We start from the raw sequence: 21934 nt of genomic DNA on the forward strand, positions 1-21934 counted from the left end.
CATGACCTCCGCCACCAGCACCCCGCGCCGCTCCAGGAGTGCCCGCCCGAAGCTCGATGCGATCGCCGCCGAGGCCGTCGACCTCGCGCGTGCGGCTCTCGAGGAGGTCACCGAGCCCGGTCAGGTCGGTGAGCACCTGCGGGCGGAGGCCAGCGGCGATCGCGTGGTCACCCACGTGTTCGACTGCATGATGCCCGGGTACCGCGGCTGGTCGTGGGTGGCGATCCTGGTGCGTGCCCCGCGCGCCAAGAGCGCCACCGTGGCCGAGACTGCGCTGCTGCCCGGGGAGGGTGCGCTGCTGGCCCCTGACTGGGAGCCCTGGTCGGAGCGTCTGAAGCCGGAGGACGTCGGTGCCGACGACCTCATGCCGTACAGGGAGTACGACGAGCGCCTCGAGCACGGCTACGAGAACACCGGCGACGAGGATGCCGACCGCGTGGCGAACTGGGAGCTGGGCCTGGGCCGGGTGCGCGTGCTCTCGCCCGCGGGCCGGGCCGATGCAGCCGAGCGGTGGGCCGAGGGGGAGTTCGGGCCCCGGCCCACCTCGCAGCGCCGTCGTCGTGGCACCGTGACCGCGAACTGCGCCAGCTGCGGGTTCCTTTCGAAGCTGGATGGATCCCTGCGCCACGAGTTCGGGGTGTGCACCAACGAGTGGTCCCCCGCCGACGGCCGCGTCGTCCACCTCGGCTACGGCTGCGGCGCCCATTCGGAGACCGGCAAGGACGACGGCGACCGCGAGATCCCGCGAGCCACCGGGGTGGTCCTCGATGAGCTCGACGTCGAGTACCAGAAGCAGGCGCAGTCCCCGACGGCCGAGGCCGGTGAAGGCGCGATCGGCGCTGCCGAGGCTCCGACGGACGAGGGGCCGAAGGGCGACTGAGCCCCGGCGCGCTCAGCGCTGGGACACCGCCACCCGCGCCAGCAGCGCCTCGATGGCCAGCAGCGGCGGCACATTGCCGGCAATGCGCGCGCGTGCCTCCTGCACCGCTTCCAGCAGCCCCAGCGTGATGCGGCCCTCGCCGGTTCCGGCCGCGCGACGGATCTCCGCCTCCACGCCCGGGTTGACCATCTCACCGCCGGAGCCGATCTGCACGCTCAGCACATCCCGCAGCACGGAGTGGGCATCCAGCAGGTAGCGGTCCAGGACATCGCGGACCAGGCGGGTCTGCCTGCGCTTGGCATCCTCCTCCAGCTGCTTCATCTGCGAGCGCAGTGACGGCGGGACCTTGCCGTCCTCGATACCGGCGGAGCGCATGAAGGCCGCACGGTCCTCCTCGGCCACCGCGTCGGCGTGGGTCTTGGCCTCCGCGGTGGCGCGCTCGACCAGCGCCTGGGCCGCCAGCACCGCCTCCCCGGCGCCCCGCAGCCCCAGCAGGGTGCGCGCGGACTCCTCCCGGGCATCCAGGGCGCCCTCCTGCGTGGCATAGCGCAGGGCCAGCCCGATGTGCCCCTGGGCCGCACGTGCGGAGCGCTCCGCCAGCTGCGGCTCCACGTCGTTCCGACGCACCAGCAGCTCCGCCACCACCTGCGCAGACGGCACCGCCAGGGTGACCAACCGGCAGCGCGACCTGATGGTGGGGGCGAGATCCTCCGCCGACGGCGCGCACAGCATCCACACCGTGGCCGGGGGAGGCTCCTCGATCGACTTCAGCAGCACGTTGAAGGTGCCTGCGCTCATCCTGTCGGCATCCTCCACCACGATCACGCGGTGACGACCCGTAGCGGGGGCGCGCTGCGCGGTGAGCACCAGGGCGCGCACGTCGTCCTTGGAGATCGAGAGCTTGTCCGTGGCCACCACCGTGGCGTCGGGATGGGTGTTCGCCAACACGGTGCGGCAGGCCTGGCAGGCCCCGCATCCGGTGGCGTGCTCGCACTGCAGGGTGGCGGCGAATGCGCGGGCCGCCGTGGAGCGGCCCGATCCGGGCGGTCCGGTGATCAGCCATGCCTGCGCGAGCGAGCCCTCCGGGGAGGCGGCGCGCTGGAACTGCGCGACCGCCTGCTCCTGGCCCACCACGTCGTCCCAGACGCTCACCGGGGGCCTGCCCTCACTGCTCGTCACGGTGGGCAGGTGGGTCAGCAGGATCGAAGGTGGGGTCGAAGCGGGCGAGCACCTCGGCCACGGCCTCCAGCACCTGTGCGTGCACCGCCTCCCGGGGCTGGGTGCCGTCGATCACCCGGAACCGCTCCGGCTCTACCCGGGCCATGTCCAGGAAAGTGGAGCGCACCGCCGCATGGAACTCCAGCCCGGCCAGCTCGAGGCGGTCCTGGTCCTGGGCGTCCCGCCGCTGGTCCAGCACATCGGGGGGGAGGTCCAGCAGGATGGTGCGGTCCGGCAACAGGCCCTCGGTGGCCCACAGGGACAGTGCCCCGATCTGGGAGGGGTCCAGATTCCGGCCGGCACCCTGGTAGGCGATGGAGGAGTCCAGGTAGCGGTCGCTCAGCACCAGGCCGCCGCGAGCCAGGTGGGGACGCACCACAGTGGCGATGTGGTGGGCGCGATCGGCGGCGTACAGCAGGGCCTCGGCGCGCTCGTTGACGTGCTCCCCGTGCAGGAGCAGCTGGCGGATCTGCTCGCCCAGCTCGGTGCCCCCCGGTTCGCGGGTGGTGAGCACCAGATCCTCCGAGACGTGCCGCTCCTGCACCAGGTGCTGTCCCAGCATCGCCATCTGCGTGGTCTTCCCGGCGCCGTCACCGCCCTCGAAGGAGATGAACACCCCGCGACGGGGCGGGTGGGGCTGGGGGATCCGCAGCGAGGTGGAGTCCAGGACGTTCATGCGGCAACCTCTCCTGGGTAGGTGACGCCGAGCGCGGCGCGGGCGGCATCCATGGTTCCCATCACCGACAGGGTGTCCTCCCAGCTCATCCAGGGGGATTGCAGCTCGCCCGCGCTGATCCGGCGGGCGGCCTCGGCGATCTCGTAGGCCATGCCGTCCCCCGGCGCCCCGGGATGCTCGAAGCGCGCACTGCGGCCGTCCCGCAGCGAGACGGTCAGGGTGCCCGGGGCGTAGAACGGACCGGTGAGGCGCGCCGTGCCCTCCGTGCCGGTGACCACGGCCTCGTTGGGCATCCGGGCGTTCAGGGTGGTGGCGATGCGGGCTCGACCGCCCCGTGTGCCACGGGCCAGCAGGCCCACGTAGGCGTCTACACCGGTGAAGGCGAGATCGCCCTGGATCACCGGGTCCGTCAGGTCCCCCACCACCATCTGGGCGAAGGAGAGCGGGTACACGCCCAGGTCCAGCAGTGCGCCGCCCCCCAGGGCAGGGTCGTACAGGCGGTGGTGTGCATCCTCGGGGAACCACTGGCCGTGCTCTGCTGAGACCTCGACGATCGTGCCCAGCAGACCGGAGGAGAGCACCTGGCGCAGCACGTCGTACTGCGGCAGGAAGCGCGCCCACATCGCCTCCATCGCGAACAGACGGTGCTGCGCGGCCAGCTCCAGCAGATCCTCGGCCTCGGGGCGGTTCAGCGTGAAGGCCTTCTCCACCACCACCGGCACGCCGGCCTCCAGCACCGCGCGTGCGTACGCGTGGTGCTGGGCGTGGGGGGAGGCCACGTAGACCACGTCGATCCCACCGGCTTCCAGCATCGCCCGGGGCGAGTCGAAGGCGCCGGTGGCCCCATGCTCGGCGGCGAACGCCTCGGCGCGCTCCTGCGAACGGGAGCAGACCGAGACGACCCGGGAGGCCGTGGCCCGGTGCGCCGTCGCGGTGAACTGATCCGCGATGTGACCGGGGGAGATCAGCCCCCACCGCAGGCCGGGCGCGGTGGACGGATCGGGGCTGAGCGGCTCCGGCAGGCGCAGTGCGCCCTCGGAGCCGGGGTCCCCGTGACCGGAGGTGGAAGTCATGCCCCCAATCTACCGACCGGCTCCGACAAGCGGGCACGGACTGGCCCCGGTCAGTCGCCCTTGACGTTCACGATCTGGGCGAAGCGGTGCACCACCTCGACCAGATCGGCGGCATCGGCCATCACCTGATCGATGTCCTTGTAGGCCGCGGGGATCTCGTCGATGAACACGTCGGTGTCGCGGTACTCGATGCCCTTCATCGCCTCGCGCAGCTGCTCGAGGGTGAAGGTCCTCCTGGCCCGGGACCGCGAGTAGCTGCGTCCCGCACCGTGAGGCGAGGAGTGGAAGGCCATGGGGTTGCCCAGTCCCCGCACCACGTAGGACGCCGTGCCCATGGATTCCGGGATCAGGCCCATCTCGCCCTTACGGGCGGAGATCGCCCCCTTGCGGGAGATCCACAGCTCCTTGCCGAAGTGCTGTTCGCGCTGCGTGAAGTTGTGGTGGCAGTTGACCTCCTCGAACCTCTCGGCGGGTGCGCCCATGTGCTCGCCCAGGGCGTCCAGGGTGCGGTCCATCATCTCCTCACGGTTCTCCCGGGCGAAGTCCTGGGCCCACAGCAGCTCGGCGATGTAGTGGTCGAACTCCGCGGTCCCCTCGGCCAGGTGAGCCAGGTCGCGGTCCGGCAGCTCGATGCCCTCCCTGCGGCAGCGCTGGGTGGCGACCTTGATGTGGTGCTGGGCGATCCGGTTGCCCACGCCGCGGGATCCCGAGTGCAGGAACGCCCACACCCTGTCCTCCTCGTCCACCGTGATCTCGATGAAGTGGTTGCCGGAGCCGAGGGTGCCCAGCTGCAGACGCCAGTTCTCGGCGTGGCCGTCCGGACCGGGAATGACCGGCGCGCTCGAGACCCAGGTCGCGTGGTACTCCTCCAACAGCTGGTGGTACCGCGCCTCCAGCAGCTCGACACGGCGCGTCGCCCTCGCGGTGAGGCGCCGGTTGTACTTCCCCGCCGAGACCGGCACGCGATCCTCGATTCCCGTGCGCAGCCCCACCAGGGCGCCGGCTTCGCGCACCTGCTCCTGGGTCCACTGGGTGCGCACCGCGATCATCCCGCAGCCGATGTCCACGCCGACGGCCGCCGGGATGATCGCCCGATCGGTGGGGATGACGGAGCCGACGGTCGCACCCTTGCCCAGGTGGGCATCCGGCATCGACGCCAGGTGCGGGGGCACGAAGGGCATGCCCGCGGTGGTGCGGGCTTGTTCGAGGGTGGCCTCGTCCAGGACGCTGGCCCAGTTGTAGAGCTCGTCGGTGATGCGCTGGATGGTCATGGTCCTCTCATGCTCGCGTGGCCGTCCACTCGCCGCACCCGGGCGGGAGGGCCCGGTGACGGTGCAGGACGGGGAACGGCCCGGCGGTCGTGCGCACACAGCAGCGCGCACCGGGAACCCTAGAGGGTCCCCGATGCGCGCGCACGGGATTATTCCTGGTCAGGTCATCCCTTCACCGAGCCCGCGGTCATGCCTCGCACCAGGAAGTTCTGCAGCGAGAAGAACACGATCAGCGGGACCAGCATGGAGATGAACGCACCGGCGGTCAGCAACTCGGCGCCCTGGCCCTGGGTGCCCAGCAGGTTCTGCAGCGCCACGATGATCGTGGTGTTGGAACCGCCGCCCAGGAACAGCTTGGCGATCAGCAGGTCGTTCCACACCCACAGGAACTGCAGGGTGGCGAACGCGGCGATCGCCGGCAAGGAGAGGGGTGCCACCAGGCGCCAGAACGTCTGGTAGTGCGAGGCGCCGTCGATCTTCGCGCTCTCGATGAGCGAACCGGGAAGGCCCGTCATGTAGTTGCGCAGGATGTAGATCGCCAGCGGCATGCCGAACCCGGTGTGCAGCAGCCACACCGCCACGAACTCGCCGGAGATGCCCAGACCGCGCGGGCCCAGCAGGTTCAGCATGGGCTGGAACGCCACCTGGATCGGCACCACCATCAGCGCCACGATCAGGATGAACAGGATCTCCTTGCCGCGGAACTTGATGAACGTGAACGCGTACGCCGCGAAGGCCGCGAACATGATCGGCAGCACCGTGGCCGGGACCGCCACCACGATCGAGTTGATCAGGGTGGAGCCCAGATTGGTGTTGGTGAACACCTGGGTGTAGTTGTCCATCGTCCAGCCGGAGCCGAAGGGGTTGAACAGGGCCGTCCACCACGCGGTGGAGGCGGCATCCTCACGGGTGCGGAAGCTGGTCACCAGCAGTCCCAGCGTGGGGACCGTCCACAGGATCGCCAGCAGGATCATGGTGACGATCGCGAAGGGGGAACGGCGGCGGCCGTCCTTCATGCGCCCGGTCATCGGCCCTCCTCCTGTCGCTTGAAGCTGATCACCTGGAAGATCAGCACCGGCATCACCAGGATCAGCAGCACCACCACGACCGCCGAGGCCTCCCCTGCCTTCTGCTCGGTGAACAGCTTGCGGAAGAACAGATTGGCGATCACGTCGGTGTTGTTGCGGCCGTTGGTCATCACGTAGACGATGTCGAACACCTTCAGCACCACGATCAGGATCGTGATGAACACGGCGATCACCGTGCCCCGCACCTGCGGAAAGATGATCTGCCAGAAGATCCGCATCTCGCTGGCACCGTCGATGCGGCCGGCCTCCACGGTGTCCTCCGGGACGGCCTTGATGGCCGAGCTCAGCAGCACCATGGCAAAACCCGTCTGCAGCCAGATCAGGATCACCATCATCAGCAGCGAGTTGAGCCGGTAGTCGGAGATCTGCAGCCATGTCTGCGGCTCGCCCCCGAGAGCGACGACCACCGCGTTGAGCAGGCCCGTCTGGGCGGTACCGGGCCGGTCGTACGCGTAGATGAGCGTGCCCCAGATGGTCGAGGCCCCCACGAAGCTGATCGCCATCGGCAGGAAGATCATCGACTTCGAGGTCTTCTCCCCCTGGGCCGAGAGCTTGTCCGCCAGGACGGCGACCGCCAGTCCGAAGGCCACGGTGATCGCCGGCACCACCAGCACCCACAGCACGTTGTTCAGCAGTGCCTGCCAGAACGCACCGGAGGCGAAGATCCGCTGGTAGTTCTGGAAACCCACCCATTGCGTCGAGCGGTCGTTGGCGAAGGAGTAGATCACCGTCTGAGCGGTGGGGTAGATCAGCATCAGGCCGATCAGGCTCAGCCCCGGCAGCAGGAAGGCGTAGGGGATGACCCCGCCGCTGAGCCGGGAGGGCAGCCCCTCGATCGCCATGTTGAGGAACAGGAAGAACACGATCGCGCCGCCGATGCCCAGCACCAGGCCCAGCAGGCCGATCAGGATGTCGCTGCCCCCGAACGCCTGCGGATACCAGGCGAAGGCGAGGAACACGGTGCACACCACCCACGCGGTGACCGCGAGGCCCACCACCCCGACGAGGATCCTCAGGGGACGAGCGGGGGAACCGCTGCGGGACCGCGCGGGAGAGCCCGCACCCGAGGCGGGCGCGGGCTCTCCGGTGCGTGAGGGCGCGGTCACTCCGCCGGCCACGAGGCCTCCACCTCGTCGAGGACCGTCTGGGAGTCCTTGTCACCGCCGATCCACTCGACCATCGCGGTCCAGAAGCTGCCGCCGCCCACGGAGCCCGGCATCAGGTCCGAGCCGTCGAAGCGGAACACCTCGGCATTGGAGGCGATGTCCGCCACGGAGCGGGTGGTCTCATCGGCGTACTGCGAGTTGTCGAAGGTGGAGTGCGGGCTCAGCCAGCCGCCCGCCTTCGCCCACTCGCCGCCGAAGTCCGGCGAGGTGATGAACTCCATCACCTGGATGGCCTCCTCGTCGTCCCGGGCGAACAGGGCTGCGAGGTCGCCGCCGCCCAGGATCGGCTGGCCGTCGAAGCCGCCCTCCCACTTGGGCAGGGCGAACACGCCCACGGCGTTGTCGAGGTCGGACTGGATGTCCTCGGGGAAGAAGCCGGTGACGAAGTTGCCCTGGCGGTGCAGCATCGCGGCCGGCGGATCCTCGAACAGCGGCAGCGCGGCCTCCGAGAACGGGGTGTTGAGGATGGTCTGCGATCCGCCCAGCACGTTGCCCTCGGTCTTCAGCAGCGTGCCGAGCTCGTCCAGCGCCTGGACCACCTTCGGGTCGTTGAAGGGGATCTCGTGCTTGGTCCACTGGTCGTACACCTCGGGGCCGTGGATGCGGAGCATGAACTCCTCCAGCCAGTCGGTGCCCACCCACCCCGTGGCCTGATCGGCGTTCCAGGCATCCGCCCAGGGGGCGATGCCGGAGGCCTTGATCTCGTCACCGATGGCCAGCAGCTCCTGCAGGGTGGCCGGCTCGGTGCTGTACCCGCCCTCGGTGTACGCCGCAGTGGGGTACCAGACCAGGGACTTCACGGCCAGGCGCACCGGTGCGGCGTAGACGGTGCCGTCCAGGGTGGCCGACTCCAGGAAACCGGGGATCAGGCTCTCCTTCAGTGCGGCCTCGTCGAGGTAGTCGCCGATCGGGGCGATGTGCTCGGCGGCGAGCTCGAGAAGGCCGCCCGGCTGGGGGAACAGGGCGATGTCCGGGGCGTCACCGGCGCCGGCGCGGGTGCGGATGGTGTTCACGAAGTCCTGGTCGGAGGTGTACTCGACCTGGATCCCCGTCTCCTCCGTGAAGGCTGCCAGGGCCGAGTTGAAGCCGTCGGCCTCCTGACCGCCGAAGTTGCCCAGGATGGTGACGACGCCATCGCCACTACCACCGGCGGAGCCGCCGTCGCTGCCGTTGCCACCACCGCCGCTGCCACCGGAGTCGGGATTCTGCAGGCAGCTCGCCAGCCCGAGGGCGGAAGCAGCTGCGGCACCACCCATGAGGGCGCGACGAGTCGGATTCAGACGCATGTGAACTCCTTGATCAACACTGATGGGGTCCCCGCCATCGTACGGCCGTTTCGTGACCAACCATGGAACGCCTGACGGAACGATGCCCCCTCGTGACCCGGATGCATGAATATGAGCGTCGTCACGGTGAATCCTGCACAGCCGATCATCCAGTGGTCTCGTTCGGTCTCAAGGTGCGGACGAGGAGGAATGCTCCGGCCGTGCTGGGGCGCGTCCGCAGGGGGAGCACCGGCCCGCCTCGGGGCCGGTGCCACCTGCGTGTCGTCGTGGAGCGGGCTACTTCTGGGGAGCGGACTTCCGGGTGGTCGATTTCGCCGGGGTCTTGCGGGCGGTGCTGCGACGGGCGGGCTTCTTGGCCGGCCCCTTGGCCCGCTTCTCGGCCAGCTTGTCCACGGCGATCTGCTCGGTGATGGACTCGACGGACTCCCCGGAGCGCAGCGACACGTTGGTGGTGCCGTCGGTGATGTACGCGCCGAAGCGGCCGTCCTTGATCACGATCGGCTTGCCGCTGGTGGGATCGGTGCCCAGCTCCTTCAGCGGCGGCTTGGCGGCGGCCCGGCCCCGGGTCTTGGGCTGGGCGTAGAGCTTCTCCGCCTCCTCCATCGTGATGGTGAACATCTGCTCCTCGGTCTCCAGGGAGCGGGAGTCGGTGCCCTTCTTGAGGTACGGGCCGTAGCGGCCGTTCTGGGCCGTGATCTCGGTGCCGTCCTCGGTCGTGCCCACCACGCGGGGCAGGCTCAGCAGCCTCAGGGCGTCCTCGAGGGTGACGGTCGCCAGGTCCATGGACTTCAGCAGGCTCGCCGTGCGGGGCTTGGGCTTCGCCGCCTTCTTGGCGGTCTTCTTCGCACCGTTCGTGGTCTCCGCTGCCTCGGGCTCCGGCAGCACCTCGGTGACGTAGGGGCCGAAGCGACCGTCCTTGGCGATCAGCTCGTGCCCGGTCTCCGGGTCGGTGCCCAGCACCCGGCCGTCGTCCTTCTGCCGCTCCAGGAGCTCCAGGGCCTTGGCGACCGTGAGCTCGTCGGGGGCGATGTCGTCGGGCACCGAGGCGCGCTGCGGATCCGCCCCCTCGATCTCCTGGCCGTTCTCGTCCCGGGCGGGCCGCTCGACATAGGCGCCGTAGCGGCCCACCCGAAGGGTGATGCCCTCGCCGATGGCGATGGAGTTGATCTCGCGCGCGTCGATGTCACCCAGGTCGTCCACCATCGGCTTCAGGCCGATGGGGCCGGAGGTGCCGTCGCCGCGGTAGAAGTCCTGCAGGTAGTCCGCCCGTCCCAGCTCGCCGCGCGCCATGCGGTCCAGCTGCTGCTCCATGTGGGCCGTGAAGTCGTAGTCCACGAAGGTGCCGAAGTGCTCCTCCAGCAGGCGCACCACGGCGAAAGCGGTCCAGCTGGGCACCAGGGCGGTACCCCGACGCAGCACGTAGCCGCGGTCCTGGATGGTGGCCACGGTGGAGGCGTAGGTGGAGGGCCGGCCGATGCCGCGCTCCTCGAGTGCCCGCACCAGGGAGGCCTCCGTGTACCGCGGGGGCGGGGTGGTGGTGTGGCCGTCGCTGGTCAGCTCGCGGGTCTGCAGGCGTTGGCCCTCGCTCATCTGGGGCAGACGCTTGTCGTCGGAGTCCTCCGCGTAGCGGGAGGTGTCGCGGCCCTCCTCGTACGCGGCCAGGAAGCCGCGGAAGGTGATCACGGTGCCGGCCGCGCGGAAGGTGGCGGACCGGCCGTTCTGCTCCAGGGCCAGCTCCACGGTGGAGGTGGTGCCCTTGGCATCGGCCATCTGGGAGGCCACGGTGCGCTTCCAGATCAGCTCGTACAGGCGGAACTCGTCCCCGCTGAGCTGCCCGGCCACCTCTGCCGGCGTGCGGAAGCGGTCGCCGGCCGGGCGGATCGCCTCGTGGGCCTCCTGCGCGTTCTGCGACTTCGAGCGGTACAAGCGGGGCTTGTCGGGCACGAACTCGGAGCCGTACAACTCGGCCGCCTGCCCGCGGGAGGCGGCGATGGCCTCCTTGGACAGCGCCACCGAGTCGGTGCGCATGTAGGTGATGTAGCCGTTCTCGTACAGGGACTGCGCCACCCGCATCGCCTGGCGGGCCCCGAGCCGCAGCTTGCGGGAGGCCTCCTGCTGCAGGGAGCTGGTGGTGAACGGCGGGGCGGGCCGGCGGGTGTGGGGCTTGGACTCGAGCTTGGTGACCTCCGCCGGGGCACCGGTGAGGGCCTCGATCAGCTCCCGGGAGGACTGCTCGGTCAGCACCGTGGCGCTCGTGGCGCGCGAGGTGAGCGTGCCGTCGTCGGCGAAGTCGCTGCCGGTGGCCACGCGGGAGCCGTCCACGGTGGCGATCTTGGCGGAGAAGGCGGCGCTGTCGGTGGCGAAGGAACCGGTGACGTCCCAGTAGTCGGCGGCCACGAAGGCCATCCGCTCCCGCTCGCGCTCGACCACCAGCCGGGTGGCCACGGACTGCACGCGCCCAGCGGACAGCGACGGGCCGATCTTGCGCCACAGCACAGGGGACAGCTCGAAGCCGACGAGGCGGTCCAGGATGCGGCGGGTCTCCTGCGCGTCGACCAGGTGGGAGTCGATGTCGCGGGTGTTCTCGAGGGCCTCGAGGATGGCGTCCTTGGTGATCTCGTGGAACACCATGCGCTTGACGGGGAGCGCCTTCTTGGGCTTCAGGGTCTCCAGCAGGTGCCAGGCGATGGCCTCGCCCTCGCGGTCCTCATCGGTGGCGAGGTAGAGGGTGTCGGCGTCCTTGAGGGCCTTCTTCAGCTCGGCGACCGTCTTCTTCTTCTCCGGGCTGACCACGTAGTACGGCTCGAAGCCGCCGTCCACGTCCACCCCGAAGCGGCCGAACGGGCCCTTCTTCATCTCCGCCGGCAGGTCGCGCGGCACCGGGATGTCGCGGATGTGCCCCACCGAGGCCTGCACCACGAAGTCGTCGCCGAGGTACCGGCCGATGGTGCGAGCCTTGGCCGGGGACTCGACGATCACCAGATGCCGTCCGCCAGTCACGTTGATTCGTCCTTCCTCGCCGCGCACGTCGCGGCCCGTCCGCCGTGGTCCGCCACCGGGGACCAGGGTCGCCGGCGAGGGGTTCCCCGCCCGGCGATGGTTCACGGTACACGCTCCGATGCAGTCCTCCTGCGCGGTTCCGGGGCGCGCAGCAGCAGCACCAGCGCCATCCACAGTGCCGTCCCGCCGCAGATCACCGCCACCGTGGTGCGGTACGCGGCCTGCTGATGGGCGGGCTCGTGCAGCACCAGCGGCAGCTCCAGTGCGGTGAGGGCCACCACGCCCAGCGCCAGCGCAGTGCACCCGGCCATCGCCAGCAGCAGCGCGATGAACGCCTCACCGGGCGGCAGGGGGTCCCGATCGGCGGGGGAGGGGGCCCGACGCTGCTGCACCGTGCCGTCCACCGCCAGCATCAGGAAGGTCCAGGCGGCCACCACCGCGATAGCCCCGGCCACATCACTGGCGCGGTGCCAGCCCAGGGCCAGGGTGCCGATGCCCGCACCCGCGGTCCACACCGTCCCCAGCACCGCCACCGGGCCCCGTGCCCTGCCGGCCACCAGTACCAGTGCCACCGCCGTGGAGGCCGCCAGCGTGGTGTGTCCGGAGGGGAAGGAGTTGGGTGTGATGTCGATGCCCGGCCCCAGGACGTCCCGGGTGACCACCAGGTGCTTGATCACCTGGGTGCTGAGGTTCGCGCCGCCCACCAGAACGCCGAGGGGCATCAGCAGGTCCACGCGCCGTCGCAGCACCGCGATCACGGCGACACAGGCCAGGGCCGCGAGCACCACCGGCAGGCTGACGGTTCCGGCCGCCAGACCCACTGCCTGGGAGACGAGGCCGGTGTCCAGCTGGGCGCCGCTGAGGGTGAGCTGGTCCAGGCGCTGCCCGGATGCCGTGCCCACCGCCACCCGGGCCAGCAGGACCACCATCGCAGCGAACGCCAGTGCCAGCAGGCCGCTGACGACCGGGCGCACCGGGACTGCGGGCCCGCGCCTCACAGCTCGAGCATCCCCGTGAGCAGCAGCTCGCGCAGCTGGGGCATCAGACGCTCCTCCACCTGATCGGGGTCATCCCCCGTGAGGGCGCACACTGCACCGATGGTCTGCCCCAGCGTGAGGGTGCCGTCGAGAGCCCCCACCGTTGCTGCGAGCACCTGATCCGCTGGGATCGTGCGAGCCAGACCGGCGCCCTGGACCAGCTCGATCAGGCTGGGGTCCCAGGCGCCGGGCACCAGGTGGCGCCGTTCGATGAGATCCGCGGCGCGTCGGGGCCGGGTTCGGGCGAGCTGCGCATCGTCCAGGGCGCGCAGGCGCTGCATCATGCGCAGTCCGGCTGCGAGGTGCCCGCCCAGGGAGCCGCTGCCGGTGCCGGTGGCCTGCTCGATGCGCATGGTGCCGGCGGGTCCGCCCGCCGGGGCGGGTGCGGGCGCGCCGGGAGTCGGGCCCGATCCCTCGGCAGCGGCCGCGTCGGTCGGGGCAGCGGGCAAGGGGCGGCGCATCAGCACGTAGCCGAAGCCGATGTCGCGCACGTTGCGGCTCTCGAAGTCGTCCAGCCAGCCGTCGATGAGGCAGGGCCATTGCGGGTCGCGGGGCGTGATGCCCCCGTCGCGGGCCCAGGTGCCGGCGTACTGGGCGGGGTCCTCGCTCTCCCGCTGGATCACCCAGCAGTCCAGGCCCTCGGCCTGCGCGCGAGCGAGCCAGCGCCGCGGGTGCTGGTCCCACTCCTGACTGCCCGAGCGCTCCCAGTTGCCCAGCATCACGGCGGTGCCACCCGGCGCGAGGTGCGCGGGCAGCGCCTCCAGCAGCTCGGCCAGCAGCGAGTCCCCGGCCCTGCCGCCGTCGCGGTACGTGAAGCGGTCGGCGTCGTCGCCGGGTGTGCGCGGGGTGATGACGAACGGGGGGTTGGAGACGATCAGGTCGAACGTCTCTCCGGCCACCGGGTCCAGCAGCGAGCCCTGACGCACCTCCACCTGCGCCCGGTTCAGGGCGGCGTTGAAGGCGGTGAAGGCCAGTGCCCGCTCGGAGAGGTCCGTGGCGATCACGTGCGTGGCATGGCGGGTCGCGTGCAGCGCCTGGATGCCGCTGCCGCAGCCCAGGTCCAGCACCCGGCGCACCCTCGCGCGCGGGGTGATGCGCGCCAGGGTGAGGGAGGCGCCGCCCACACCCAGTACGTGGTCGGGCCGCAGAGCTGCCCTGGTGGCCAGCTCCGAACGGTCCGAGGCGATCCACCAGTCGATGTGGCCGTGGTCGTCCTGCGCGGAGTAGGGGGACAGGTCGATCGTCGCGTGCAGCAGGGAGGGGGCCCCGCTGGCTGCGGCCCGGCCAGCGGCGGGAGCCAGGATCCCCAGCTGCTGCGCTCCCCCGGTACCGAGGGTGGGCAGCACCTCGGCCACACGTGCGGCAGGCAACTCCGCGCCCAGCGTGAACAGGGAGAACAGGATCGCCGCCGGATCCGATGCCCCGGCCAGCGCTCGCCGCGCAGGCAGGGGGTCCTCCCGGTGCAGGGCCGCCACGGCGACCTCGCCCAGCAGCTGTTCGGTGCGCTCGACGGTGTACCGGGCCCGGCTCAGGTCACCACGCAGCGCCTCCACCAGGTCGGGAAGCAGCTGCGGGGCCGCCGCAGGAGTGTCGGAGCGCATGGCTACGATTGTGCACCAGCAGTCGAGAGGCGGTGCCGGATGCGCGCAGGGAGGGCGGAGGATCTGCTCGCCGCGCTCAGTGCACCCCCGCTGCGCAGCGGCTGCCTCACCCACGTGGAGCGGATCCCCGCCCGCACGGGCCGTCGTGGCAGCTTCCCCGCCTGGACCGATCCGCGCCTGGTGGAGCATCTCGGCGCCTGCGGCATCACCGCTCCGTGGACCCACCAGCAGCAGGCCGCCGAGCTCGCCCACGCCGGTCGCAGCGTGGTGCTGTCCACCGCCACCGCCTCCGGCAAGTCCCTGGCCTACCTGCTGCCGGTGCTCAGCGACATCGGCGCCCGGGAGTTGGATCCCGCGGCCCGCCGCGCCACCGCCCTGTACCTCGCCCCCACCAAGGCGCTGGCCGCCGATCAGCTCACCAACATCACCGCCATGACCGAGGGCGCCGGGTTGCGGGACGCCAGGGTCGCGGTCTACGACGGGGACACCCCCACCGAGCAGCGCCGCTGGATCCGCCGCCACGCCACCGTGGTGCTGTCCAACCCGGACATGCTCCACTTCGGCATCCTGCCCGGCCACGAGCAGTGGGCGAGCTTCTGGCGGGCCCTGCGGTACGTGATCATCGACGAGTGCCACAGCTACCGCGGCGTGTTCGGCAGCCACGTGGCGATGGTGATGCGCAGGCTGCGGCGCATCGCCGCCCACTACCGGGCCGAGCCCACCTTCATCCTGGCCTCCGCCACCACCGCCAACCCGGAGCTGTCCGCCTCCCGCCTGGTGGGCCTGGACGTTGAGGCCGTGACGGAGGACGGCTCGCCACGTACGGGGCTCACGGTGGGGCTGTGGGAACCGGGCACGCGGGCGGTCGTCGACGGGCGCCGTCCAGCCGGTGACGGCGGGCACCGCCCGGCCGACGGCCACGCGGGCACCGGCGGCTCCGCCCCCGGGTCCCGAGGCTCTGAGCACGGCCCGCTGGGCCAGGGCGCCGATGATCTGGGCCACGCCGTCGAGGGTTCGCGTGCGGCCGGTGGAGGTCGCACCGAGGAGCCGCTGCGTCGCTCCGCCACCACCGAGTCCGCGGCCCTGCTGGCCGACCTGGTGGCCAAGGATGTGCAGACCCTGGTGTTCGCGCGCTCCCGTCGCGGTGCCGAGCTGGTCGCTGGCGGCGCTCGCCGGATCCTGAACCAGCAGGCCGAGCAGACCTCCTCGGCCGCCCTGGCGGATCGGGCGCAGCGGGTGGCCGCCTATCGCGGCGGGTATCTCGCCGAGGAGCGCCGCCGCCTGGAGGACGACCTGCGCTCGGGGCAGCTGCGGGCACTGGCCTCCACCAACGCCCTGGAACTGGGCATCGACATCGCGGGACTGGACGCCGTGGTGATCGCCGGCTGGCCCGGCACCCGCGCCTCCCTGTGGCAGCAGTTCGGTCGCGCGGGCCGCCGGCAGGACGCGGGTGGGGCCGCCCTGGCGCTGTTCGTGGCCCGTGAGGATCCCTTGGACACCTACGTGGTGCATCATCCGGAGACGGTGTTCGGGGCCGAGGTGGAGGCCTCCGTGTTCGATCCGGCGAACCCGTACGTGATGACCCCGCACCTGTGCGCCGCAGCCGCCGAGCTGCCCATCCAGGTGGGCCAGGAGGAGATCTTCGGCCCCTCGGCACGGGAGCTGCTGGGCACCCTGGCGGCGCGCGGTGTGCTGCGCGCCCGCCCCACCGGCTGGTACTGGACCATGACCGAATCCGCGCACCACCTCACCGATCTGCGTGGCAGCGGCGGGGAGCCGGTGCGGATCGTGGAGAAGGGCAGCGGCACCCTGCTGGGCACGGTGGACGCCGCCAGCGCCCACACCCAGGTGCACGACGGGGCCGTCTACCTGCACCAGGGCAGGAGCTTCGTGGTGGGCCAGCTGGACGTGGAGCGTGCGGTGGCGTTCGTGCACCGCGAGGACCCGCTGCACTCCACCCATCCGCAGTCCGCCTCCACCATCCGCATCCGGCAGACCGACCGGGAGGCCGCATGGGCCAGCGGGGTGCGCCTGTGCTTCGGCACCGTGGACGTCACCGACCAGGTCACCGGCTACCAGGTGCGGGACGTGTACACCCAGGCGGTGCTGGCCCAGCACCCCCTGGACCTGCCACCGCGCACCCTGACCACCAAGGCCGTGTGGTGGGTGATCCCTCGTGCCACCACCGACGGTGCGCAGATCCCCGGTGAGGAGCTGCCCGGCGCGCTGCACGCCGCCGAGCACGCGGCGATCTCCATGCTGCCGCTGCTGGCCACCTGCGACCGGTGGGACATCGGCGGGGTCTCCGCCGCCCATCACGAGGACACCGGTGAGCCCACGATCTTCGTGTACGACGGGGCTCCCGGCGGTGCCGGCTTCGCCGAGCGCGGGGCCGATGACGCCGCCGCCTGGCTGCGGGCCACGGCCGACATGATCGGGGAGTGCGGCTGCGAGGCGGGATGCCCGGCCTGCGTGGTCTCACCGAAGTGCGGCAACGGCAATGAGCCGCTGTCCAAGGCGCAGGCGCTGCGCCTGCTGGGACTGCTGCACCCGGCCGGGTGATCAGCGCGCGGGCCTTCCTGCGGCCGACGGGCCCGTGACCAGGCACTCAGCTCCATCTCCCGCTCCGGCGCCCGCTCCTTGCGCAGGAACGTAGCAGGCTGTGGGCTGGACCGCCGTGCATTCGCCGGGACAGGTGCACGATCACGGCACGTCCGTGGGAGAGGGGCCGGCCCGCGCCCGTGCCCCGAGCGCCGGCAGCGGAGCGGCCCTCACCTCCACCTGCACCAGGACGTCCTGCCCCTGCACCTGGCAGGAGCTGAGGAGCGCGCCGTTGCGGTCTGCGGCCTCGGCGGCGACCTGGCACGGCGCACTCGCGCCGACGGCCAGGGCGTCGGACGCAGCCAGGGCGGCCAGATCCGCGGCGGTGGCAGCCCGGGCCTGGGCGAGCATCCCGCCACCCAGCAGGCCCGCCCCGGCGACCACCGCGCTCGCCGCTCCGGTCCAGGCCAGGACAGCGGCCGCGCCCGTGCTCATGGTGTCCCCGCCCCGGTCAGGTGCGGTTCCCGGCGGGCCGTGGCATCGGCGCTCAGCTCCCACCGGGCACCGGCGAGCGGGCCGGTGTCGACGTGCAGGGTGCGGGAGGTGGTGACCAGCACCCAGGGGCCGTCCCCACCGATCGAGACCGTGACGTCCTCTCCGCCGATGCGACGTGCCGTCGCGGTGGCCGTGGCCTCGTCCTCCCCCCGGGCCAGCTCGCGGGCGGCCCCACGGGCGGCGCTCTCGAGTCGCACCTGCGTGCTGATGCCGGTTCCCACCACCAGGATGACCAGCACCATCGCCACGATCACGGGGAGCACGACGGCGGTCTCCGCGGTGGCGGACCCCCGGTCGTCCCACAGACGGGACGACCGGGAGGACCGCGCGGTCACGAGCCCGAGGCGAGCGCCGAGGTGATGATGCCGAGCAGCAGCTCGCGCACCTCCCCGGACGCCAGCAGGGCCACCAGCACCGCTGCGAAGCCGCAGGCCGCCAGCACGGTGATGGCGTACTCGGCGGTCGAAGCGCCGGTCTCGTCGCTGAGTGCACGCCGGAGACGGCGGTGCATCGTGCGGATCGTCGTGGACATGGTGTCTCCTTCGGTCAGGGACGGCGGGTGCCGTCCGATGGAGGCGACGGGTGTCGCCGGATCGGGGCAGCGTCGTGCTGCCGGGGACCCCCCGCGGATGCGGGGAGCCCGACCGGGCCCGGGTGAGCGGGACCGGGGTGCGAGGGGACGTGGCGGTCACGTCCCGGTGAGGGTGATGGCACCGCCCAGCAGCGACATGACGGTGGGGATGATCCCCAGCACCACGAACGCGGGCAGCAGGGTGAGACCGGTGGGCAGCACAAGGCGCACGGCCAGCCGGGCGGCGCGCTCCTCCGCGTCGCGGGACCTGCCTCGGCGGGCATCCTGGGCGGAGGAGCGCAGCGCTCCGGCGAGGTCGGCCCCGGCGGCCTGGGCCAGCACGGCGGACTGCCCCAGCGCCGCGAACTCCGCGGGCAGCTGGGCCGTGGCGATCGCCGCCGGCACTCCGGAGCGCAGTGACCCCGCCGCCCGCGCGAGGGCCTCGGCATCGGCACCGGGGGAGAGGGACGCCGCCACCGCCTCGATCGCGGTGGGCAGAGGAGACCCGGCGTCGAGGGCTCCGGCGATCAGCTCGAGCACCACGGACGGGTCGACGTCCTGGGCCGCGGGTGGATCGGCTCGGCGGATCAGCCGATGCATCCACCACCAGCCCGTTCCGGTCAGCAGCAGTCCGGCGCCTCCGAGCAGCGTGCCCGTTCCAGGGGTGAGCAGCAGGCGGAGCGGGTCCCCTCCCAGCAGCATGCCCAGGCCCAGCCCGGCGAGGGGAAGGACCAGCAGGATCCGGGCAGTGGACCGGGGCCCCGCGAACGCGGTGCGACGGGCCAGGGCGGAATCGTGCAGGTCTCGCACCGCGGTGGCCAGTCCCTGCAGGACCCCCGCGGTAGGAGCCCCCGTCCGCTCGCACACCGCCAGTGCCGCTCCCAGGGAGCCGACGGCTGGCGACCCCCTCAGGGACCCGCTCGCCACGCGTCGTGGATCCCCGCCTGCCGCGACGGCACGCGCGAGGTCCGCCAGCTCCCCGTCGGGAAGGGACCGGGCCACGGCGCTCCAGGCCTGCCGCAGCCCGGATCCTGCCCCGATCACGGCCGCCAGACGTTCGACCATCAGGGCGATGTCCAAGGCCCCTGGCCGCACGGCGCGGGTGAGCCTCCCGGAGGAGGGGCCGCGCGATCTGCCCGGCACCGGTGGCGCCAGCACCCACACCAGCAGGAGCACCAGGGGTGCCACCAGCCAGCCCGGGCCGAGACCCGTTCCCATCAGGCAGCCCTCCTGCGAGCAGGGGCAACGGCCGGTGACGGGGACACGGATGCCCGGCCCGCGTCGAGCCGTCGCGCGAGGGCAGCGGCGGCGGGGCCCTCCACCAGGCCATCGGCGTGGGCGCGCAGCGCCGTGGTGCTGGTGAGAAGACCGTCCTTGCCGCGGTGCAGAAGAGCGATCTCCTCGACCCTGCGCTGTGCACCGTCGCGCCCCAGATGCAGCACCACCTCCAGGGCACTGCTCACCTGCGCCGCCAGTGCGCCACGGTCAAGGCCGCCGAGAGCGCCGAGGGCTTCGAGACGTGCGGGCACGTCCTGTGCAGTGTTCGCGTGAACGGTGCCGCAGCCGCCCTCGTGCCCGGTGTTCAGCGCCTGCAGCAGCTCCCGGATCTCCGCTCCGCGGCACTCGCCCAGCACGATGCGATCCGGACGCATCCGCAGGCACTGCCGCACCAGGGAGGCCAGGTCCACCGCCCCAGCGCCCTCACTGTTGGCGTGACGGGACTGCAGGTGCAGTACATGGCAGTGATCCACGGCCAGTTCGAGGACGTCCTCCACCACGATGATCCGCTCACTCATCGGGACCTCCCTCAGCATCGCTGCCAGCAGGGTGGACTTCCCGGTTCCGGTGCCGCCGGTCACCAGGAAGGGCACCCGTGCCTTGATCACAGCGGAGAGGACCGCTCGCAATTCCGGACCGAAGGCGCCCAGCTGCTGCAGGCCATCCAGATCCAGCCGGTGCGCCGCCGGCAGGCGGAGCGAGATGATCGCCCCGCCGGTGGACAGCGGTGGCAGCACCGCATGGAACCGGATCCCCGACGGCAGGTGGGCATCCGCCCATGGCACGGCGTCGTCCAGGCGCCGACCCCCGGCCGTTGCGAGTCTCACCGCGAGATCGCGCGCCTGGGCGGGGCCGAGCTGGACCGCTGCCTCCCGCAGTCCGTGCTCGCCGTCGACCCAGACCCGACCGTCGTCGTTGACCAGGATGTCGGTGACTCCGGGGCCTGCCAGTGACTGCAGTGGCCCCAGCCCGTCGATGTGGTCCCGCACCTTGGCCGTGAGCTCGAGAGTGGAGGCCGCGCCCAGTACTCGTCCGTCCTGACGCAGCAGCCGTGCGACGCGGGGAACGTCCACCGTGCCGGGGCGCTGCACCAGGTCCTCGCGCACCAGTTCCAGCAGGTGGTCGAGCTCCGGGGGAGCCGGCGGCGGGGTGAGGGACGGAGCTGTCATGAGCGCAGCCCTCCTGTGCTCCCGTTCCCGCCTGCCTCGAGCAGGGAGGTCAGGAAGGAGCGGCAGGCCCGATCGGCGCCGCCTCGGCGCACGTCCAGCAACGGGACGGCGCCCGGGGCGCTGTCTCGGAACGACATGGCGAGGGGGAGGCGCAGATCGGTTGCCACCTCGGAGGGCGAGAGCGGCCCGCGCCTGCGCACCGCCACGGAGGAGAGTCCGTGCGGGAGCGCCCACTGGCGAAGACGACGTGCGGCGGCCCGGACGGCGTGATCGGTTGCGGGAACCACGATGAGCAGACGGTCGAGGTGCGTCGCGGCGACGGGAACCAGAGCGGGGGAGAGGTCCACCACCACGGTGCCTCCAGCGGGCTCGAGGGCGTGGAGTGCGTGCTCGAGCCCCGAGGGGTCCGGGCCGGGGCCGTCGCCGGCGACCAGCAGACGCACCTCGTCCACCACCGGCAGCGCCTGGCGCAGTGCTTCGCCGTCGGTGCTGCCGACGGTGGCCACGTCCTGCCAGCCGACATCCGGGTGCTGGGGTGCCTCCACCAGCAGGTCCAGCCCACCACCCAGCGGATCCGCATCCACCAGCAGCGCGTTGCCGTGGCGTGTGGCGGCCGCGGCCAGGCGGGCCGCCAGGCTGGAAGCACCGGCACCCCCGCAACCACCGACCACACCCAGCAGCAGGGAGCGGCGTCGGGGGCGGGCGGCACGGGCCAGATGGGTGAGCAGGGAGTCGGACTCCGCCGGCAGCCGCAGCACTGCTCGTGCCCCGTTCTCGAGAGCGGAGCGCCACTGCTCCTGGCTGATGGTGGGCGCGTCCGTGAGCATCAGCAGTGCGGCCTCGGGAACCGTCGGCAGATCATCGGCCAGAGGCGTCTCCGCCTGGGCGAGCACGACCGCGACCGTGCTGGAGTTGGTCGATCCGGCGTCCACCAGTTCCAGGCCGACGGCGGTGGCATGGTCGTGGGCGAGTTCGCGCAGCGGGCCAGCCGGCCCCACCCATAGAGCGCACGTGCCCCGTTCCTGGACGCTGCCGTCCACGGGGGGCTGCGGTGCATGCAGGCGGGGGAAGCGGGACCGGGGTCGGGGCCCCCGTGACCCAGGACGAAGGTCCCTGGTCGCGCCGGTGGCCCACGCCGAGGCCGCCGCTGTGGTGCCGGCGGCCTGCGATGGAGCGAAAGTGCTGGTCATGCGGCCATCGTTGCCGCATCCAGTGGAGGGCGACAGTGCTCCTCGCCGATCGTGGACAACCCTGCATTGGGGAGGAACCCGAGGTCACGCACACCCCTTGCGCGCTCGCCCGGGGCGACGTAGTGTGATCTGCACAACGACGAATACCGGCAACGGAACCCACGTGCGACTGGTCCCCGCAACGGACCGGCTGCGAGGTGTCGAAAGCGCCACCGCAGCCATCACACATGGCACGCCTGATCCCGTTGCACATGGCTCGTCGGGGGGGGGGGGGCCGGGGGGGGGAAAACCGCGGGACCGACATGCGGGGACTCCTCTGTCCGGGCAAGGAACG

Annotated in this window: 18 protein-coding genes; 2 read left to right on the forward strand and 16 right to left on the reverse strand. The window is 71.8% G+C overall.

From position 1 onward, the window contains the following. Position 1: 1 nt before the first annotated feature. The gene (locus tag M4D54_RS06880) at positions 2-880 is read left to right on the forward strand and encodes a DUF3027 domain-containing protein (protein WP_259890772.1); all 879 of its coding nucleotides are present in this window, start codon (positions 2-4) and stop codon (positions 878-880) included. A 12-nt stretch (positions 881-892) separates the two neighbouring features. On the opposite strand, the gene M4D54_RS06885 is transcribed toward M4D54_RS06880, so the two are convergent. The 10 genes from M4D54_RS06885 to M4D54_RS06930 form a co-directional block, all read right to left on the reverse strand. After that, entirely contained in the window at positions 893-2032 is a 1140-nt protein-coding gene (locus tag M4D54_RS06885; protein ID WP_259890783.1) for a DNA polymerase III subunit delta', read from the reverse strand. Between the two features lie 13 nt (positions 2033-2045). After that, positions 2046-2774, reverse strand: coding sequence for a dTMP kinase (gene tmk / locus M4D54_RS06890; protein ID WP_193865273.1), 729 nt, complete (start codon positions 2772-2774; stop codon positions 2046-2048). Continuing rightward, entirely contained in the window at positions 2771-3847 is a 1077-nt protein-coding gene (locus M4D54_RS06895; RefSeq protein ID WP_193865274.1) for a Gfo/Idh/MocA family protein, read from the reverse strand. Before M4D54_RS06895 ends, tmk begins: the two co-directional genes overlap by 4 nt. Positions 3848-3897: 50 nt before the next feature. After that, a complete protein-coding gene (locus M4D54_RS06900) occupies positions 3898-5118 on the reverse strand; it encodes an RtcB family protein (RefSeq protein ID WP_193865275.1) in 1221 nt (406 codons plus the stop codon). Positions 5119-5282: 164 nt separating this feature from the next. Beyond that, entirely contained in the window at positions 5283-6146 is an 864-nt protein-coding gene (locus tag M4D54_RS06905; RefSeq protein WP_259890775.1) for a carbohydrate ABC transporter permease, read from the reverse strand. Next, on the reverse strand, positions 6143-7204 hold the full coding sequence (locus tag M4D54_RS06910) for a carbohydrate ABC transporter permease (RefSeq protein ID WP_259890776.1): 1062 nt from the start codon (positions 7202-7204) through the stop codon (positions 6143-6145). Before M4D54_RS06910 ends, M4D54_RS06905 begins: the two co-directional genes overlap by 4 nt. A 104-nt stretch (positions 7205-7308) precedes the next feature. Further along, complete coding sequence (locus tag M4D54_RS06915; protein ID WP_259790412.1) at positions 7309-8658, reverse strand: ABC transporter substrate-binding protein; 1350 nt, start codon at positions 8656-8658, stop codon at positions 7309-7311. A 276-nt stretch (positions 8659-8934) separates the two neighbouring features. Then, complete coding sequence (topA, locus tag M4D54_RS06920) at positions 8935-11658, reverse strand: type I DNA topoisomerase (protein WP_193865279.1); 2724 nt, start codon at positions 11656-11658, stop codon at positions 8935-8937. A gap of 101 nt (positions 11659-11759) precedes the next feature. After that, positions 11760-12656, reverse strand: a complete 897-nt coding sequence (locus M4D54_RS06925; protein ID WP_259890777.1) for a phosphatase PAP2 family protein — start codon at positions 12654-12656, stop codon at positions 11760-11762. Then, entirely contained in the window at positions 12653-14296 is a 1644-nt protein-coding gene (locus M4D54_RS06930) for a methyltransferase (RefSeq protein ID WP_259890778.1), read from the reverse strand. The genes M4D54_RS06925 and M4D54_RS06930 overlap by 4 nt, the downstream gene beginning before the upstream one ends. 39 nt (positions 14297-14335) lie before the next feature. Here M4D54_RS06930 and M4D54_RS06935 point away from each other — a divergent pair, with 39 nt between their 5' ends. Next, on the forward strand, positions 14336-16858 hold the full coding sequence (locus M4D54_RS06935; protein ID WP_259890779.1) for a DEAD/DEAH box helicase: 2523 nt from the start codon (positions 14336-14338) through the stop codon (positions 16856-16858). A 141-nt stretch (positions 16859-16999) separates the two neighbouring features. Here the strand turns inward: M4D54_RS06935 and M4D54_RS06940 are convergent, their stop codons facing one another. The 6 genes from M4D54_RS06940 to M4D54_RS06965 form a co-directional block, all read right to left on the reverse strand. Next, the gene (locus M4D54_RS06940) at positions 17000-17332 is read right to left on the reverse strand and encodes an Rv3654c family TadE-like protein (RefSeq protein WP_193865281.1); all 333 of its coding nucleotides are present in this window, start codon (positions 17330-17332) and stop codon (positions 17000-17002) included. After that, complete coding sequence (locus M4D54_RS06945; RefSeq protein ID WP_193865282.1) at positions 17329-17727, reverse strand: TadE family protein; 399 nt, start codon at positions 17725-17727, stop codon at positions 17329-17331. The genes M4D54_RS06940 and M4D54_RS06945 overlap by 4 nt, the downstream gene beginning before the upstream one ends. Further along, positions 17724-17924: a DUF4244 domain-containing protein gene (locus M4D54_RS06950; RefSeq protein ID WP_193865283.1), complete on the reverse strand. Its 201-nt coding sequence runs from the start codon at positions 17922-17924 to the stop codon at positions 17724-17726. Before M4D54_RS06950 ends, M4D54_RS06945 begins: the two co-directional genes overlap by 4 nt. Positions 17925-18080: 156 nt before the next feature. Then, a complete protein-coding gene (locus M4D54_RS06955; RefSeq protein ID WP_193865284.1) occupies positions 18081-19181 on the reverse strand; it encodes a type II secretion system F family protein in 1101 nt (366 codons plus the stop codon). Further along, positions 19181-20410, reverse strand: a complete 1230-nt coding sequence (locus tag M4D54_RS06960) for a TadA family conjugal transfer-associated ATPase (RefSeq protein WP_193865285.1) — start codon at positions 20408-20410, stop codon at positions 19181-19183. The genes M4D54_RS06955 and M4D54_RS06960 overlap by 1 nt, the downstream gene beginning before the upstream one ends. Continuing rightward, the gene (locus M4D54_RS06965) at positions 20407-21408 is read right to left on the reverse strand and encodes a hypothetical protein (protein WP_259890781.1); all 1002 of its coding nucleotides are present in this window, start codon (positions 21406-21408) and stop codon (positions 20407-20409) included. The genes M4D54_RS06960 and M4D54_RS06965 overlap by 4 nt, the downstream gene beginning before the upstream one ends. Positions 21409-21934: the final 526 nt, after the last annotated feature.

The sequence above is a fragment of the Brachybacterium sp. p3-SID1565 genome, assembly GCF_025143785.1.
GTDB lineage: Bacteria > Actinomycetota > Actinomycetes > Actinomycetales > Dermabacteraceae > Brachybacterium > Brachybacterium epidermidis.

Excerpts from the sequence above, each read along its gene's own strand:
- M4D54_RS06900 (WP_193865275.1), bottom strand. The coding sequence starts at position 5,118 with ATGACCATCCAGCGCATCACCGACGAGCTCTACAACTGGGCCAGCGTC.
- M4D54_RS06930 (WP_259890778.1), bottom strand. The coding sequence starts at position 14,296 with ATGCGCTCCGACACTCCTGCGGCGGCCCCGCAGCTGCTTCCCGACCTG.
- tmk (WP_193865273.1), bottom strand. The coding sequence starts at position 2,774 with ATGAACGTCCTGGACTCCACCTCGCTGCGGATCCCCCAGCCCCACCCG.
- M4D54_RS06895 (WP_193865274.1), bottom strand. The coding sequence starts at position 3,847 with ATGACTTCCACCTCCGGTCACGGGGACCCCGGCTCCGAGGGCGCACTG.
- M4D54_RS06880 (WP_259890772.1), top strand. The coding sequence starts at position 2 with ATGACCTCCGCCACCAGCACCCCGCGCCGCTCCAGGAGTGCCCGCCCG.
- M4D54_RS06950 (WP_193865283.1), bottom strand. The coding sequence starts at position 17,924 with ATGTCCACGACGATCCGCACGATGCACCGCCGTCTCCGGCGTGCACTC.
- M4D54_RS06915 (WP_259790412.1), bottom strand. The coding sequence starts at position 8,658 with ATGCGTCTGAATCCGACTCGTCGCGCCCTCATGGGTGGTGCCGCAGCT.
- M4D54_RS06940 (WP_193865281.1), bottom strand. The coding sequence starts at position 17,332 with ATGAGCACGGGCGCGGCCGCTGTCCTGGCCTGGACCGGAGCGGCGAGC.
- M4D54_RS06960 (WP_193865285.1), bottom strand. The coding sequence starts at position 20,410 with ATGACAGCTCCGTCCCTCACCCCGCCGCCGGCTCCCCCGGAGCTCGAC.
- M4D54_RS06935 (WP_259890779.1), top strand. The coding sequence starts at position 14,336 with ATGCGCGCAGGGAGGGCGGAGGATCTGCTCGCCGCGCTCAGTGCACCC.
- M4D54_RS06955 (WP_193865284.1), bottom strand. The coding sequence starts at position 19,181 with ATGGGAACGGGTCTCGGCCCGGGCTGGCTGGTGGCACCCCTGGTGCTC.
- M4D54_RS06905 (WP_259890775.1), bottom strand. The coding sequence starts at position 6,146 with ATGACCGGGCGCATGAAGGACGGCCGCCGCCGTTCCCCCTTCGCGATC.